The organism is Pseudomonas sp. NBRC 111139 (genome assembly GCF_001753955.1).
Lineage (GTDB): Bacteria > Pseudomonadota > Gammaproteobacteria > Pseudomonadales > Pseudomonadaceae > Aquipseudomonas > Aquipseudomonas alloputida.
Genome location: NZ_BCBP01000059.1, coordinates 1 through 14,928, shown reverse-complemented (window position 1 = coordinate 14,928; position 14,928 = coordinate 1). Strand labels below are relative to the sequence as shown.

General features: G+C 52.3%; 15 protein-coding genes. 8 read left to right on the top strand and 7 right to left on the bottom strand.

What is annotated here, in order from left to right; translation table 11 throughout:
* Positions 1–94 precede the first annotated feature (94 nt).
* From BJQ17_RS22360 to BJQ17_RS30380, 5 genes are read right to left on the bottom strand one after another with little or no spacing between them, the layout of a single operon-like run.
* A complete protein-coding gene (locus tag BJQ17_RS22360; RefSeq protein ID WP_070096669.1) occupies positions 95–919 on the bottom strand; it encodes a CoA ester lyase in 825 nt (274 codons plus the stop codon).
* Positions 916–2,118 carry a CaiB/BaiF CoA-transferase family protein gene (locus BJQ17_RS22355; RefSeq protein ID WP_070096668.1) on the bottom strand — a complete coding sequence of 401 codons (1,203 nt, stop codon included), beginning with the start codon at positions 2,116–2,118 and terminating at the stop codon, positions 916–918. The genes BJQ17_RS22360 and BJQ17_RS22355 overlap by 4 nt, the downstream gene beginning before the upstream one ends.
* Positions 2,119–2,121: 3 nt before the next feature.
* Complete coding sequence (locus BJQ17_RS22350; protein ID WP_070096667.1) at positions 2,122–3,474, bottom strand: MmgE/PrpD family protein; 1,353 nt, start codon at positions 3,472–3,474, stop codon at positions 2,122–2,124.
* Between the two features lie 13 nt (positions 3,475–3,487).
* Complete coding sequence (locus tag BJQ17_RS22345; RefSeq protein WP_070096666.1) at positions 3,488–4,651, bottom strand: acyl-CoA dehydrogenase family protein; 1,164 nt, start codon at positions 4,649–4,651, stop codon at positions 3,488–3,490.
* 40 nt (positions 4,652–4,691) lie between these two features.
* A complete protein-coding gene (locus BJQ17_RS30380) occupies positions 4,692–5,516 on the bottom strand; it encodes a transposase (protein ID WP_083285096.1) in 825 nt (274 codons plus the stop codon).
* A 139-nt stretch (positions 5,517–5,655) separates the two neighbouring features.
* Here BJQ17_RS30380 and BJQ17_RS22340 point away from each other — a divergent pair, with 139 nt between their 5' ends.
* The gene (locus BJQ17_RS22340) at positions 5,656–6,549 is read left to right on the top strand and encodes a LysR substrate-binding domain-containing protein (protein ID WP_060517171.1); all 894 of its coding nucleotides are present in this window, start codon (positions 5,656–5,658) and stop codon (positions 6,547–6,549) included.
* A 104-nt stretch (positions 6,550–6,653) separates the two neighbouring features.
* Here BJQ17_RS22340 and BJQ17_RS22335 read toward each other — a convergent pair whose 3' ends face one another.
* Together BJQ17_RS22335 and BJQ17_RS22330 are read right to left on the bottom strand one after the other, a co-directional pair.
* On the bottom strand, positions 6,654–7,106 hold the full coding sequence (locus tag BJQ17_RS22335; protein ID WP_060517081.1) for a VOC family protein: 453 nt from the start codon (positions 7,104–7,106) through the stop codon (positions 6,654–6,656).
* The gene (locus BJQ17_RS22330; RefSeq protein ID WP_060517083.1) at positions 7,106–7,897 is read right to left on the bottom strand and encodes an NAD(P)H-dependent oxidoreductase; all 792 of its coding nucleotides are present in this window, start codon (positions 7,895–7,897) and stop codon (positions 7,106–7,108) included. Before BJQ17_RS22330 ends, BJQ17_RS22335 begins: the two co-directional genes overlap by 1 nt.
* Positions 7,898–8,499: 602 nt before the next feature.
* Here BJQ17_RS22330 and BJQ17_RS22325 point away from each other — a divergent pair.
* The 7 genes from BJQ17_RS22325 to BJQ17_RS30375 all read left to right on the top strand — a co-directional run.
* Positions 8,500–9,606, top strand: coding sequence for a branched-chain amino acid ABC transporter substrate-binding protein (locus BJQ17_RS22325; RefSeq protein WP_083285095.1), 1,107 nt, complete (start codon positions 8,500–8,502; stop codon positions 9,604–9,606).
* A gap of 66 nt (positions 9,607–9,672) precedes the next feature.
* A complete protein-coding gene (locus tag BJQ17_RS22320; RefSeq protein ID WP_070096665.1) occupies positions 9,673–10,584 on the top strand; it encodes a branched-chain amino acid ABC transporter permease LivH in 912 nt (303 codons plus the stop codon).
* A gap of 20 nt (positions 10,585–10,604) precedes the next feature.
* Entirely contained in the window at positions 10,605–11,906 is a 1,302-nt protein-coding gene (livM, locus tag BJQ17_RS22315) for a high-affinity branched-chain amino acid ABC transporter permease LivM (protein ID WP_375731041.1), read from the top strand.
* Positions 11,887–12,696 (top strand): ABC transporter ATP-binding protein, encoded by an 810-nt coding sequence (locus BJQ17_RS22310; RefSeq protein ID WP_070096663.1) that lies wholly within the window; start codon positions 11,887–11,889, stop codon positions 12,694–12,696. Before livM ends, BJQ17_RS22310 begins: the two co-directional genes overlap by 20 nt.
* Positions 12,696–13,418, top strand: a complete 723-nt coding sequence (locus BJQ17_RS22305; protein WP_070096677.1) for an ABC transporter ATP-binding protein — start codon at positions 12,696–12,698, stop codon at positions 13,416–13,418. The genes BJQ17_RS22310 and BJQ17_RS22305 overlap by 1 nt, the downstream gene beginning before the upstream one ends.
* Before the next feature lie 415 nt (positions 13,419–13,833).
* A complete protein-coding gene (locus tag BJQ17_RS22300; protein ID WP_070096662.1) occupies positions 13,834–14,610 on the top strand; it encodes an SDR family NAD(P)-dependent oxidoreductase in 777 nt (258 codons plus the stop codon).
* A partial coding sequence (locus BJQ17_RS30375; RefSeq protein WP_139139807.1) for a carboxyltransferase domain-containing protein occupies positions 14,607–14,928 on the top strand: 322 nt, incomplete at its 3' end. The genes BJQ17_RS22300 and BJQ17_RS30375, both read left to right, overlap by 4 nt.

The following is a 14,928-nucleotide window of genomic DNA, read 5'->3' as shown; positions in this document are numbered from 1 at the left end:
CTTAACGAATTTTTTCATTTTGATGCAGCTCTTTTTCTTTTTGTTTTTCATCGGCTCACCCGTGGTAGCCAGTTACATCAAGGGTTGGTGGTGTTTATAGCTGATGCTGTAATAGTTGCCTCGCTGCTGCAATGACTGGTGCATCGACCATCTGGCCGTCGAGGGAGAATGCGCCTGGCTGAGTTTTTGCTGCTTCCAACACTCGTTTGGCCCACTCAATCTCTGACGTCGACCTTTCAAAAACTTTCCTTACTTGTCCAATCTGCTTGGGGTGGATGCAAAGAACTCCCTCCAACCCCATATGCCTGGCATTCAGAGCGTGATACCTGAACTGTCCGCCTTCTTGAGTGTCGGCGCAAACCGTGTCTAACGGTCTTTTTAATCCCGCGTTGCGGCTTTCAACGACCAAGGTATATCGAACAAAGTCGAAGACTTTGTTACGTCCAGCTTCATCGTTACCGAGACCGAGATCTACAGCGAGATCAAGGGCGCCAAAGGTAAGCCTTTCAATACCGCGAGTGCTGGCTATCTCACGTAGGTTTGCGAGACCTTTCGCACTCTCAATCAGACCCCAAACGGGTTTTCCAAACTCTGCTACCGCTTCAACGTCATTTCGCGTTTCGGTCTTAGGCAGCATTATTGCTGCGACACCTGTATGGTGGGCCAGCAACTCGAGGTCACCCTTAAAGGCCGAGTGTTGCAGGCCATTACATCTCAGGACGATACGAGACTTAGGCGATTGAGTTAGGAAAACATCAATGTTTTGCCTGGCCCTTTCCTTTGCTTCTTCTTCGACTGCATCTTCAAGGTCAATGATGATGCAGTCTGCGCCGGAGGCGAAAGCTTTCTCAAAACGATCTGGACGGCTTCCAGGAACGAAAAGTGCCGAGCGGATCTGCGATGGGAGACCATACGTCATGCTGTTTCTCCTTCGCGGGGAGAACCAATCACTTTCTGTTCGACCCCGAGCTCAGCCAGGATTGATGCCGTGTGCTCACCCAGGGCCGGTACAGCGTCCATACGCGGTTGGTAGGCATTCGTCCTGCCCGGAGGTAACAGCGCCGGTAGTGGGCCAGCAGGGCTTTGGATTTCCACCCAGCGGTCGCGAGCTTTGAGCTGCGGATGATTCCACACCGCTTTCATGTCGTTGACCGTAGCATTCGCGATTCCGGCATCGTCCAGGCGACGCACAACTTCTTCACGACCCAGGGTCGCAAACACCTCGCAAATATTGGCCCGGAGGCTTTCGCGATTTTCGGAGCGTTTATAGTTCGCTCCGTAACGTGGATCTTGCTTCAGTTCCGGCTGCTGTAGAACCGAATCGCAGAAGACCGCCCACTCTCGCTCGTTCTGCAGCCCGAGCATCACAGTTGAACCTTCACCGGTTGGGAAGGGGCCGTATGGGTAAATAGTCGCATGGGAGGCGCCGGCACGTTGGGGTGCAGGAGCCCCATCGTAGGCGTAGTAAAGGGGGTATCCCATCCATTCGGCCAGCGACTCCAGCATGGAGATCTCGATCCGCGAACCTTCACCAGTACGCTCTCGCAACAAGAGTGCGGAGAGAATTGAGGTGTAGCCATACATACCTGCTGCGATGTCGGCAATCGAACATCCAGCTTTGGCCAGCTCATCCTCACCCTCGCCACCGGTTACAGACAGGAAACCTGCTTCGCTCTGGATCAGTAGGTCATAGGCTTTCTTCTGCTCGTAAGGCCCACCCTCCCCATAGCCTGAGATGTCGCAGACTATTAGGCGGGGGAAGCGGTGGCGCAATGCCTCATAGGACAGCCCCATGCGACTTGCGGCGCCGGGCGCGAGGTTTTGCACCAGCACATCGGCCTTTTCTAGCAGTTGGAACAGGACAGACTTTGCCCCTTCCTCTTTGAGGTCTAAGGCCAAACTCTCCTTGGAGCGGTTTGCCCACACAAAATGCGATGCAAGTCCTTTGGTACGGGTGTCGTAACCACGTGCAAAGTCTCCGGAGCCTGGTCTCTCAACCTTGATGACCCTGGCACCGAGATCAGCAAGCTGGCGAGTGCAGAATGGAGCCGCTATTGCGTGTTCCAAGCTGATAACGGTTACGCCATCCAACGGACGTTGAGCATTAGGACTGTTCATGGATTACTCCGTAAACGCGCTGAGGTTCTGTGCTTTATGGAGCTGCCAAGAACCCGCAATGAGCTTTTCGGTGTGATCAGCGGATCGAGCATCGGCAAAAGCGACGAGTCTGCGGAATTTATCTTCCAGCTCTGGTCGACTCAGCGTGTTTCCTGGGTCACCTTTGGGTTCATCGATTGATCCCTCAATGGTGCGTCCATCCTTAGTCAGAACAGTCACGCGACCCAGCCAGCGCGCCGGGTATGCGCTGTCTACCTTGGAGTCCAATTGCATCGACACCCTTTGGCGGAATCGCGCTACATTGGGGTCGACCAAGGCCAGGTCACGGAACTCAATCAGCCCTGCATTTCCGTGAACAGCAATGAGCCCAAGCACTGTGCCCATCGAGAACTTCGCCTGGTGCACTGTTTGTGGTTCAACGACGCGACCGAGTACGTCGATCGCTGCCTGGTGCACATGAGTGACTACGCTTTCCACGTCGTCATGCTTCAGGTTTTCCCGCTGCATCAGTTCGAGCAGGGCATCTGCAGCAGGGTGCGTGTGGCGGCAAGAGGCATGGAACTTGAACGACGTTTCCTCAAGTGCCCAACGAGTGCCGAGTCGATCGCTCAGCCATTGCGGTGCGGCGTCAGAAGACATACCGGCAGCCATGCCCTGGTCACCTTCGAGGATGTTGCGTGCACCAGTGAGGCCATCCCGTGTCAGGTATGCAGCCAGAAGGCCATCTGCAGCAGCCTTGGCGGTGTGCAGTTGCTTAGAGTCTGCCGCATCGCGCAGGAACTCCCAGAGGCCTGCTGCCTGAGTGCCCGCAGTACCCAGCAGGTTTATGAACTGCTCTCGATCGAAGCCGAGCAGCTTCCCTACTGCAACTGCTGCTGCAAGCGTTCCCACCGTGGCGGTGGTATGGAAGATTCGATAGTGACTGCGACCCAGGAACTCGCCAATACGAATGCCTGCTTCATAGCCGGCGACGGATGCAACGATGAACGCCTGGCCAGAGCTTTTCAGGTCTTCTGCCGCTGCCAAGGCGGCAGGGAACACTACAGTGGCAGGGTGGAGAACGGAGCTGTTATGAAGGTCATCCTGCTCAACCAAGTGAGAGGACGCGCCGTTCACCAAGGCTGCGAAATAGGGACTGGTTTTCTTGCCGTTGACGAGGATCCCGGCTGAACCAGCCGAGGGGCCCATGAGGTCGGCATAATTCGCAAACAGTGGAATTGGATGAGAAGTGCCGCTTGCCAAGGCAGAACCCAGCCAGTCTAGGAAGAGGTCTTCCGTGCGACTGACGGTGCTAGCCGGGATTTGTTCGTAGCTGAGGTTGGCCAGGAAGTCGGCCAATTGTTCAGTGTGGCTCATTATCGCTGTCCCTTTAGAAGCTGCGAGGAAGTTCAAGCAGGTGCTCTGCCACATACGAAAGGATCAAGTTGGTGGAGATAGGGGCAACTTGATACAGCCGAGTCTCACGGAACTTACGCTCGACGTCGTATTCGCAAGCAAAACCGAACCCGCCGTGCGTTTGGAGGCAGGCATTGGCTGCTTCCCAGCTCGCCTTCGCAGCCAAATATTTGGCCATGTTGGCTGCAGCGCCGGCGTTACGACCTGCGTCATATTCCTCGCATGCTTTCCAGCGCATCAGATTGGCTGCTTCGATCTCGATGTGAGCTTCAGCAATCGGGAATTGAACGCCCTGGTTCTGACCAATCGGGCGACCAAATACGACGCGGTCTCGTGCGTAGCTGCTGGCTTTCTCAATGAACCAGCGGCCATCACCGATACATTCCGCAGCGATCAGGGTACGCTCAGCGTTGAGACCGTCGAGGATGTAACGGAAACCTTTCCCTTCTTCGCCAATCAAGCTTGAGGCAGGAATTCGTAGGTTGTCGAAGAAAAGCTCGTTTGTTTCGTGGTTAACCATGTTGGAGATTGGTTGAACAGTCAGACCGTTCCCAATAGCCTCGCGCAGATCGACCAAGAAGATGGACATGCCTTCAGACTTTTTCTTTACCTCAGCCAGGGGCGTTGTTCTGGCCAGGAGGATCATGAGGTCAGAATGCTGAATGCGAGAGATCCAAACCTTTTGCCCATTGATGACGTAATGGTCACCATCGCGGATAGCGGTTGTTTTGATCTTGGTTGTGTCGGTGCCTGTAGTTGGTTCTGTCACCCCCATTGATTGGAGACGAAGTTCACCGCTGGCAAGCTTTGGCAGATAGTAGCTTTTCTGCTGCTCGCTGCCATGGCGCAACAGGGTGAACATATTGTACATCTGGCCATGGACAGTGCCAGAGTTACCACCGCAGGCATTAACCTCTTCAAGGATTACCGAGGCTTCAGAGAGGCCAAGACCTGAACCGCCATATTCTTCCGGAATCATCGCAGAAAGCCATCCAGCCTCAGTCATGGCTTTAACAAAAGCCTCTGGAAAGCCTTTCTCATCATCAATTTTTCGCCAGTATTCAGCTGGAAACTCAGAACAGAGCGCTCGCACACCATCGCGAATTGCGGTGAGTTCCTCTGCTTGGTAATTGTCCATCTAGTTTACCTCTTGTGCTTATTTTGGAGCGACGGTCAGGTCAGGTGAAAGTTATTTCGGCGGACTGTGCTTCGCCTTCTGCTGAAGTAGCCCATAGCTTCGCTTCGCCGATCCCAGTAATACAACCCTGTACTTGGAAGCTGGAGCCGCAAAACAGAGGCTTTAGCCCCCTGAATTGAAAGCTTTCTATCCTGGCAGTAGGATGCGTCTTAACGAAGGCTGCCAGGTTTAGGGTTGCAATAAGAGGGCCGTGAACGACGAGCTCAGGGTAACCTTCTGAATTGCTGGAATAAGGATGGTCGTAATGAATTCTATGGCTGTTGAAAGTGACAGCAGAGTATCTGAAAAGTTGGATTGTGGAGGCAGTGATGCCCTCAGACCATTGTGGGGTAAGTGCTGGTAGTGGGCTCGACAGACGAGGCGTAGTTGGGTCTTTGTAAACGATATCTTGTTGCTCGCGGATACAGATTTTTCCGCCTTGAGATATCAAGTGTTCAACTTTGTAAAAAGTCAAAGTGCCTGTGGTTCCTGACGTTTCTTTGATGCCAATGATGCGTGACTGCCGAGAGGCCCGGGAGCCTACGAAGATGGGGTTCAGGAACTCAAGGCGACCACCGGCCCACATCCGACTGCGGCCTGGAACCGGTCTAACATGAGTGTTTCGGACAGGATGACCGTCAGATCCGAGGTCTTCCTCCCAGACAGGCCGCTGGAAAAAACACCAGTGCCAAAGATGGGGGAGTGGTGTGCCGTCCGCAGGAACAGGGAGGCCGAAAGTGGCTGCGATACGAGTTAGAAGTGAGCCGCCGATGTAATCAGTAAGCACTTCATCTGGGGGCAATTCAACATCGGCGGTAACTGGCATGGAGCACATTTTGGTGAGCCCTTTGTATTTGGTTTTATGGCTCAATACTGCGTGACATTGAGGGTGGTTGGGAATAATATTTTACTGAAGCCCCTATTAAGCTGGGCTGAACGTAAATCGTTGTAGGGCTCCCATGATGATCCATCTCGACCTCACAGATCTTCGACTTTTCATCAGTGTTGCTGAAGCGTCTAGTTTGACGAAGGGCGCAAGGCGAGCATTTATTTCGCCAGCAGCTGCTAGCATGAGAATCAAAGCCCTGGAAGAGCAACTGGGTACACAGCTTTTTTACCGTGATCGAAAAGGTGTAGTGATAACCGATTCGGGGAAAAAGTTGATGAAGCATGCGAGGATCGTGCTTCGAGATGTTGAGCGTTTGAAGTCGGACTTCTCTACGAATGATGGCCAGGACTCCGGTCATGTCCGGATATTCGCCAATACCACAGCGGTCACTGATTTTCTGCCTGAAGTATTGGCAGGTTTTCTGTCAGGTCGCCCCGCGTTGACGGTCGACTTACAAGAGCGTCCCTCAGTGGAAATCGTGCGCGGAGTAGTGGAGGGGGCTGCGGATATGGGAATTATTGCTGGGCCCGTCCAGGTTCCTGATATCGATATTGTGCATTTCAGCACCGATAAACTGGTGCTCGCAGTGCCTGCTGGGCACGAACTCGCAAATCGAACAACTATTACACTGGGTGAGACTTGTTCGTACAGACACATCGGATTGCAAGAAGGGTCGACCCTGCATAGTTTTCTGGCGGATCAAGCGCAGAAGTTGGGTCGGAAGCTTGACTGGCGGATCCAATTAACTAATTTTGAGTCCGTATGTCGCATGGTTAGTGCGAATGTTGGTGTCAGTGTAATGCCCGAGTCAGCCACTCGTCGGAGTGTTGCTGAGGGCGTCATGGTTACAGTTCAACTGCAAGAAGCTTGGGCGGTGAGGGAGAGAAGCATACTGGTCAAAGAGCTGAGCTCTCAGCCGGCATTTGTACGAGACCTTGTTGATATGTTGGTAAAGCATCACCTGGAGTGAATTATGGAAGTCAGAAAATACTGCAGGTAAAAGCTGGGAGGATAATGGAAAGGGAAAGGACAGATTGCCCTTTCCTTTAAAGATTATGGAAAGGGCTAATCTATTTACTTGGCTGCTGATCGAACCTGCAGAGTAACTCCCGCGCCTCGATCAATCGTATCGAAGTAAGTGAAACCGTGTCCGTTGGGTAGCCGCCCTCGCAGCAAAGCGAGCAAGCCTAGCGCCTTACCGTCCGCTTCGCCTTGATCGACCTGATCAACGACGAATCCGAGGTGGAAAACACCTTCGCCATGGGTTTCCAAGAAACGCCGTTGTGGAGTGTCACCAGGTGGTGGGGCACAGAGCTGCAATTGCACATTCGCCAGGTTGGTGAACCGGTAGTGCAGCTTCACAAAGTCCTCGGGATTAGGTACTTGGAGGTTTCCAGCGAATACCGTGAGAGATGGAAACTCTTGCCAAGGGCCAATGCCGACAGACTCATAGAACGCTGTGGCTTGCTCCATGTCATTTACGACGATGCATACATGGTGGAGCTCTTTAAACGGTGTAGCAGTCATTACTGTCTCCGGGTGTAGCGATCGGCAGCTTCGATGCGGGTCTGATCAGCACGAGGATTCCACTGGACGCCCGACTTGGCCACGATTCCAGGCTTGAGGCGCTGAGTCTCGTCGTAATCTTCCCAGTCGTGGAAGAACAGTGGTTCAAGGGTCTCGATCTGTTGCAGGTGCTGCTCGTAGCCAGAAAGGTAGGCTTGACGCTCTTCATCGGACACGCGAGCTGGCATCCAGGCCGCAAACGGTGGCAGAACGGTAAAACCAGTGTAAGCGAGCAGGCCGTTATGGATTGGCCACAGGACGTGATAGAGGTCCCCGTCGATGCCATTAGGCTCATAGAGTGTCGAAGCGGTGCCAGTGGTAAGGCATAGCATCGCTTTCTTGCCTTTGAAGTGACCGCTGCCGTACTTGTGCCCGGTGCTGTAGGCAAATCCGCGAGCAAACACGCGATCTACCCAGCCCTTCATGATCGCTGGCATCGAGAACCACCAGACGGGGAAGTGGAAAAGGATTAGGTCAGCTGCAGCCACTTTTGCCTGTTCATCAGCGACGACTTGCGCGAACGTTTTGTTGGCAAATGCATGCTCCTGCTCACGCGAGAGATCCAGGTAGTTAGGTTCTGCGTGCTCACCAATGAAGTCGTCGGCGCTCAATGCTGCCTGCCAGCCCATGGCGTACAGGTCGGAGACGGAAACGGTGTGACCGGCCTTCGTTAAGGTTGAAACGGCAGTGTTTTTCAGTGCTGCACTGAAGGATTGCTTCTCGGGGTGGGCGAACACGATGAGTACATTCATTTGGTCAGACCTTGCTGATACAGGATTCCCGATCATTCAAGCATCTACCCATGCGCTATGTCTTGGAGCGAAGCGTGCCATTTCCTGCGGTTTTTAGCACAATTTCTGCTGGGTGCCGGCTCCGCTCCCCAGGTGCATGTGTCGAGTATGGTAGTCGACCTATTTTGATGCGAGTACCTATAAGGCGCGGGGCTTTCCCTGTCTCGGCCATGCCTTGCCGCAGGCGGCGTGTTGCTCCCATCCGGTGCCTCGTTATGAATGTCCTTGTTTGCGGTACTTTGCGTTAGACGAGTTCCCTGGCAGGCGGAAGTGCCAGCCGTTCTGTTGCCTTGGATGAGCATCTCAATATCGGGAAGAGCGGCATTTGGGGGTATAGAGTCGAAAAATTGTGCAGAAAGCCGCAGAAATACCCTTCGATAAGATCAAGCCATCCCTGTTGGCCGGTCGCAGAATGAGACCGCTGGGCCTCAAATAAAAAAATGCCCATAAGTCGGTGAGAGCAACTCCCGGCTGCTAGTCATTTACTGCCGATCCGCGTTTCCACGAAGCACATCACTGTGCTTACGAAACAGCCAGAATAAAAAACAACTGGAGAAGGCGTTATGAAAAAGCAATATCGCGTAGTGTTGGGCGGCTGCTTCGCCGCTATGAGCTATCTGAGTGCGCAAGTTGCATGCGCCGATCTCCTTATCGGCGTCGCCGGGCCCATGACCGGGCCATATGCTTCGGGCGGGCAGCAGATGCGCAATGGCGCCGAAATGGCCATTGCCGATATCAACGCGCGTGGAGGTGTTCTGGGCCAAAAATTGAAGCTTGTAGTGGGTGACGATGTCTGTGATCCAAAGCAGGCTGTTTCTGTGGCAAACACCTTCGTCAATAAGGGGGTAGTGTTTGTTGATGGTCACTACTGCTCAAGTTCGACAATGCCGGCATCTGAAGTATACGGCGATGAAAGCATTCCCATGGCAACCATCTCGACCAACCCTCAAATTACGGAGCGGGGGTTGATTAATATTCTGCGTGTTGTCGGGCGAGATGACCAACAAGGCGTAGTTGCGGCGGATTACATAGCTAAAAACCTTCAGGGGAAAAAGGTTGCAGTTGTAGACGACAAAAGTGCATACGGAAAAGGCCTTGCAGACGAGATCGCTAAGGGGTTGAAGGCAAAAGGTATATCTACAGTCCTGGAGACTTCCATTACTTCAGGTGAGAAGGACTACAATGCCTTGATCAGTCGCCTGCGAGCTGCCGGCGCAGAAGTGCTTGCGTTTGGGGGCTACTATGCAGAGCTCGGCATGATCCTTAGGCAAGCAGAGCAAAGCGGTTTAAAGCTCACCACGATTGGTGGAGATACACTCACCAACTCTGAACTTCTAACTGCTGCAGGCAGTGCGGCTGATGGCACACTGTTTACCTTTGGCCCTGACCCTCGAAACTCTCCAGCCGCTTCAGAAGTGGTTGAGCAGTTCCGGAAGTCGAAGATCGAGCCAGAAGGTTATACGCTCTACTCCTACGCCACAATCCAGTTGTTCGCGCAAGCTGCGACTGAAGCTGGATCTATTCAGTTGGATGACATGCGTAAGGTTTGGGGTAAAAAAACCTTCGATACGGTAGTGGGCCCGTTAAGCTTTAACGAAAAGGGCGACATTACCAAGCCTGGTTATGTGGTTTATCGCTGGACAGGGAGCCAGTACGGTTACGCAAACTGACCTCCCAGCCTGTCTCTTCGGGAGGAAGAGGCAGGCATGCTATTCGTCCAGCTGGAGTAGATTAACATGTATCTTGCATTGCAGCAGTTAGTCAACGGGCTAACGCTAGGCGCTGTTTATGGTTTGATCGCAATTGGCTATACGATGGTTTATGGGATCATCGGCATGATCAATTTCGCTCATGGTGATATTTTTATGATCGCAGCATTTATATCGATTGCTGCGTTTACACTGCTGTCTGTGTTTGGAATTAGCTCTGTTCCGCTTGCTATTCTTTGTGTGCTGATCGTGTCGATTTTGCTGACGTCCGCATATGGTTGGGCGGTAGAGCGTACTGCCTACAGACCATTGAGAGGAGCACCAAGGCTGGCTCCGTTGATTTCAGCCATTGGTATGTCTATCTTCTTGCAAAATTTTGTCCAGTTGACGCAAGGCGCACGAGTTAAAGCAATTTCGCCCGTCATTCCAGGAGGGGTGAGAATTCCTCTTGGTGCGGACAGCGTGTTCATCTCTTATAGCCAGATGCTGATAGTGATCGTAACGGCGGTATTACTAGCGGCGTTTACATGGTTAATTACTAAGACATCCTTCGGTCGACAACAGCGGGCCTGTGAGCAGGATCTCAAAATGACCAGTTTTCTTGGATGTAACGTTGATCGAATCATCTCGTTCACTTTCATGATCGGAGCAGGGTTGGCAGCTGTTGCCGGCGTCATGGTTACGATCTACTACGGGGTAGTGGACTTCAGCATTGGCTTCCTGGTTGGTATTAAAGCATTCACGGCTGCGGTTCTGGGTGGCATCGGATCTTTGCCTGGTGCTGTCCTTGGAGGTTTGCTGATAGGGCTTATCGAGTCTTTCTGGGGTACCTACTTCTCTGCAGAGTATAAGGATGTCGCAACGTTCGCGATTCTTATTCTCGTACTCTTGGTTCGCCCTTATGGTCTGCTTGGTCGGCCTGAGGTAGAAAAGGTATGAATATGGTCGGACAAAATAATCTGCGGCGGCATTTAGTCGATGCCTTTAAGATGTCCGCGATCGGGGCGGTTTTAGGCGTTCCGCTGATTGGGATGTATACCACTGATAATGGTGGTGTGCTTGAGGTGCACACCAGGTGGTCTCTTCTGGCGGCGGTTGTCATCGCTATATTTTTCATCCGTCTGGCTCAGTCGGCAGTGATGGTGTCTTTGCACATTAGGCGGAAGAAGCCAACCACAGGGCGACCTCTTCGGCAGCCCAAAAAGATTACGAACCCTTTAGGGTGGGCCATTTTTTTTGTAGCGCTATTTTTGCCTATCCTGTTTTCTGGGAATCGCTACTTTGTAGACGTAGCGACCACCGTTTTGATCTACGTAATGTTGGGCTGGGGTTTGAATATCGTAGTGGGACTGGCGGGTCTATTAGATCTTGGTTACGTAGCGTTTTACGCTGTCGGTGCATATGCATATGCATTGTTGTCCCACTATTTCGGTTTGTCATTTTGGCTGTGCTTGCCTATTGCTGCAGTTGTTGCTGCCGCATTCGGGATATTGTTAGGGTATCCAACATTGCGTTTGCGTGGAGATTACCTTGCGATTGTAACATTGGGGTTTGGCGAGATTATTCGGCTTGTCCTTATTAATTGGGGTGAGTTAACGGGAGGCCCAAACGGCATCTCGGGAATTGATCGGCCCACTCTGTTCGGGTTGAGTTTTAGTGGGAATACAGGTGATTCATTTGCTAGTTATTTTGACCTGGCATACTCAAGCTCTCATCGAGTGATATTTCTCTATTATTTGATCTTTGCTCTGGCTGTAATCACCAATATCCTTGTGCTTCGCATGCGTAAGGTTCCTACAGGGCGGGCTTGGGAAGCAGTGCGAGAAGATGAGATTGCATGTCGCGCTTTGGGTATAAATGTCACTAATATCAAGCTGTCAGCTTTCGCGCTTGGTGCAATGCTCGGCGGTTTGGCCGGTGTGTTTTTTGCTGCTCGTCAAGGCTTCATTTCTCCTGAAAGTTTCACGTTCAACGAAAGTGCGATCATTCTGGCAATAGTGGTGTTAGGTGGCATGGGTAGTCAGCTTGGTGTCGTATTTGCTGCTCTGGTCTTGGTGTTGCTGCCAGAATTCGGGCGAAGCTTCACCGAGTACAGGATGTTGCTCTTTGGCGCTGCTATGGTGCTCATCATGGTGTGGCGCCCAGGAGGAATTTTCTCAGCTCGTGAACCGAGTATTATTTGGGCCAGACTCCGGAAAAAAAATCATTACCAGGCGGTCATCAAGCGGCTGAGGTGGTGCGATGAATTCTGTTCTCCTTGATGTTCAATCCCTTGGGATGACGTTTGGTGGTATCAAGGCTATCGAAGGGCTTAGCCTTCAGGTTCGAAGCCGAGAGATTACATCAGTAATTGGCCCGAATGGCGCGGGTAAGACGACACTCTTCAATTGCCTAACTGGTTTTTACAAGCCCACAGCCGGCAGTATTCAAATGTCCCATCCGCAGCATGGGCAGATGAATCTGGAAAAACTTTCAACAATCGATGTTACGAGGCGTGGAGGCGTTGTCCGAACATTTCAAAATATCAGACTTTTTCCCAAGATGACTGTCTTGGAGAATTTGTTGATCGCACAACACAATAGCCTGCAGAGCGCTTCTGTCTTTTCATTGGCCGCCATTCTCGGACTAAAAAATTATCGCAGTGCGGAGGAGGAGGCTGTCGAAAAGGCTTATAAACATCTGGCATCGTTGGGGTTGGAAAAATTTTCTGACGAACCTGCAGGTGCTTTGTCCTACGGTGTACAGCGAAAAGTAGAGCTTGTCCGTGCGCTATGTACAGACCCGGTTCTTCTATGTCTCGATGAGCCTGCTGCGGGGTTGAATCCTAAAGAGTCAATGGAGCTGAATTACTGTTTGCAAGCACTTGTTGCAGAGCAGGGTATCAGCGTACTTTTGATTGAACATGATATGAGCGTTGTTATGAATATCTCGAATCATATCTATGTTCTATCATATGGTAAGAAGATTGCTGAGGGCACACCTAAGGCCATCCAGGAGGATCCGAGGGTGATTGCTGCCTACCTTGGGACGCCGGGTGGGGAGGCTGCATGATGCTTGAGGTAAATGAACTGAATGTGCATTACGGCCACGTTCACGCCCTGCGTGGCGTCAATCTCCAGATTGATCAGGGTGAGATCGTCACCTTGATCGGTGCCAATGGAGCAGGAAAGTCCACGCTGATGACCAGCCTCTTGGGCAGCCCCGTGCCAAGCTCGGGATCCGTGGTCTTCGAAGGACGCTCGTTGGTTGGATTGCAACCTCACCGAATTTCTCGGATGGGGATCGCACTTTCTCCCGAAGGGCGTCGGATTTTCTTGCGAATGACAGTCGAAGAGAACCTGCTGATGGGGGCTGTGTTCGAGAATGTGGATACACGTGCGGCTGACCTGCAAAGGATGTACGAACTGTTCCCAATCCTGGAGACGCGCCTTCACCAGCCTGCGGGTACGCTCTCCGGTGGTGAGCAGCAGATGCTGGCCATCGCACGGGCGCTTATGAGTCATCCTAAATTACTACTCCTCGATGAACCCTCTCTAGGTTTGGCCCCGATTTATATCCAGAAAGTGTTCCAGATCATTCAGCGACTGAACCAGGATCTGGGTATGACCATTTTGCTGGTTGAGCAGAACGCGGCCCAGGCCCTTGCTGTTGCTCACCGTGGATATGTGCTTCAGCACGGCGAGATTGTCATGGAAGGCACGGGGAGTAAGCTCGCCAGTAGCCAAGAGGTGAAGGCGGCTTACCTGGAGGGCGGGCACAAAGTGAGTGCGTAGCTACTTGTTTCGTGAGGTGTTGTTGCAAAGCAACACCTTGCGATAAACGCACTGCCCATGTCTGAGCTCCTGTGATTGGTGTTGCGTCATAAACGCCTTACAAAGTTTCATTGTTGCTCTTTGTCTGGTTGTTGATCGCGTCAATCTTCTCTGGGGCAGGTTTCACCTGCTTCCAAATGCTCAATTTTGGTGCTTTTGCCGCCATCATGCAGGCTGACGCCCCAAAGGGGGCGATGGAAGGTCTCTACGCTTGCGGACAAGCATCATGTGCAAAAAACCGCAATCGACTGCCTGTCTTGATACAAGTCAAAAGCTGCTCTGTGCAGCAAGATGTTCCCTAATCGCAATCAGCTCTTTCGCCATCTGTTCTGACGGATAGATGGCACGCCTAAGAGCCCAATCGTTAGGAGCAATTATGAAACATTCCGGCAAAGTCGCACTGGTAACTGGCGCCGCACAGGGCCTTGGTCTCGCATGCGCGGAGCGCTTCCTTGAGGATGGCGCAAAAGTCATTCTGGTCGACGTGCAAGCTGACAAAGTCCGCGCACAGGCCGAACGGCTGGGTGCGAATGCGTCTTGGTTTGCTGCAGACCTGAGCGAAATCTGCTCCGAGCTGGCTGCAGCAATTGTACAAAAAGCCGTAGATGAATTCGGCTCGATCGATATCGTTGTGAACAATGCCGGCATCATCCACACAGCTGATTTCGTTGATTTCCCAGAAGATGCATTCGACCGCGTTCAACGCGTTAACTTGAAGTCCCCATTCTTGATCGGCCAGGCAGCAGCACGCGTGATGGTTGAGCGTGGTATTCAAGGTTCGATTATCAACATGTCGTCGATCAACGCCGAACTGGCCATCCCGAACTCGGTCGCTTATGCCGTTTCCAAGGGTGGCATCAAGCAACTAACTGCCGTAATGGCTGTTGGCCTGATCAAGCACGGCATCCGAGTTAACGCTATCGGCCCAGGCACTATCGCAACGGAACTGGTGTTGAACTCCGTAATGGCGAATGAGGCGCAACGTAAAACCGTGCTGTCCCGTACCCCTATTGGCCGTTGTGGTGAGGCATCTGAAGTCGCTAGCGTGGCTTCGTTCTTGGCAAGTGACGACGCTTCCTACATCGTTGGTCAAACGATCTATCCAGATGGTGGTCGTCTGATCTTGAACTACACCGTTCCGGTGCAAGAGTGACTGTAGAGCTTTCAGCGCCTCCGCGTCTTCACAGCGCGGGGGCGCGAGCGGTCTTATTCGACCCATCGGCTACCGTCTTCATCTCCTCCATACAGCGGCGTCTCTTTGCCCTGGTGGATCTGCTGAGCCGTTTAGATGGTGTCGAGCAAACCGTTCCCGGCATGAACAATCTTCTGGTGGTTTTCAATCCCCTAGAGATTCGTCAAGAGCAACTGAGTGACTGGCTTGTCGAGCACTGGAGTGGAGATTTATCCGTATCGATTCAGGGCAGGGAATTTGAAGTTCCGGTTGTATACGGTGGTGGTGAAACGGATCTAA

Excerpts from the sequence above, each read along its gene's own strand:
- BJQ17_RS30380 (WP_083285096.1), bottom strand. The coding sequence starts at position 5,516 with ATGCCAGTTACCGCCGATGTTGAATTGCCCCCAGATGAAGTGCTTACT.
- BJQ17_RS22330 (WP_060517083.1), bottom strand. The coding sequence starts at position 7,897 with ATGAATGTACTCATCGTGTTCGCCCACCCCGAGAAGCAATCCTTCAGT.
- BJQ17_RS22360 (WP_070096669.1), bottom strand. The coding sequence starts at position 919 with ATGACGTATGGTCTCCCATCGCAGATCCGCTCGGCACTTTTCGTTCCT.
- BJQ17_RS22300 (WP_070096662.1), top strand. The coding sequence starts at position 13,834 with ATGAAACATTCCGGCAAAGTCGCACTGGTAACTGGCGCCGCACAGGGC.
- BJQ17_RS22350 (WP_070096667.1), bottom strand. The coding sequence starts at position 3,474 with ATGAGCCACACTGAACAATTGGCCGACTTCCTGGCCAACCTCAGCTAC.
- BJQ17_RS22320 (WP_070096665.1), top strand. The coding sequence starts at position 9,673 with ATGTATCTTGCATTGCAGCAGTTAGTCAACGGGCTAACGCTAGGCGCT.
- BJQ17_RS22325 (WP_083285095.1), top strand. The coding sequence starts at position 8,500 with ATGAAAAAGCAATATCGCGTAGTGTTGGGCGGCTGCTTCGCCGCTATG.
- BJQ17_RS22310 (WP_070096663.1), top strand. The coding sequence starts at position 11,887 with ATGAATTCTGTTCTCCTTGATGTTCAATCCCTTGGGATGACGTTTGGT.
- BJQ17_RS22355 (WP_070096668.1), bottom strand. The coding sequence starts at position 2,118 with ATGAACAGTCCTAATGCTCAACGTCCGTTGGATGGCGTAACCGTTATC.
- BJQ17_RS22305 (WP_070096677.1), top strand. The coding sequence starts at position 12,696 with ATGCTTGAGGTAAATGAACTGAATGTGCATTACGGCCACGTTCACGCC.
- BJQ17_RS22335 (WP_060517081.1), bottom strand. The coding sequence starts at position 7,106 with ATGACTGCTACACCGTTTAAAGAGCTCCACCATGTATGCATCGTCGTA.
- BJQ17_RS22345 (WP_070096666.1), bottom strand. The coding sequence starts at position 4,651 with ATGGACAATTACCAAGCAGAGGAACTCACCGCAATTCGCGATGGTGTG.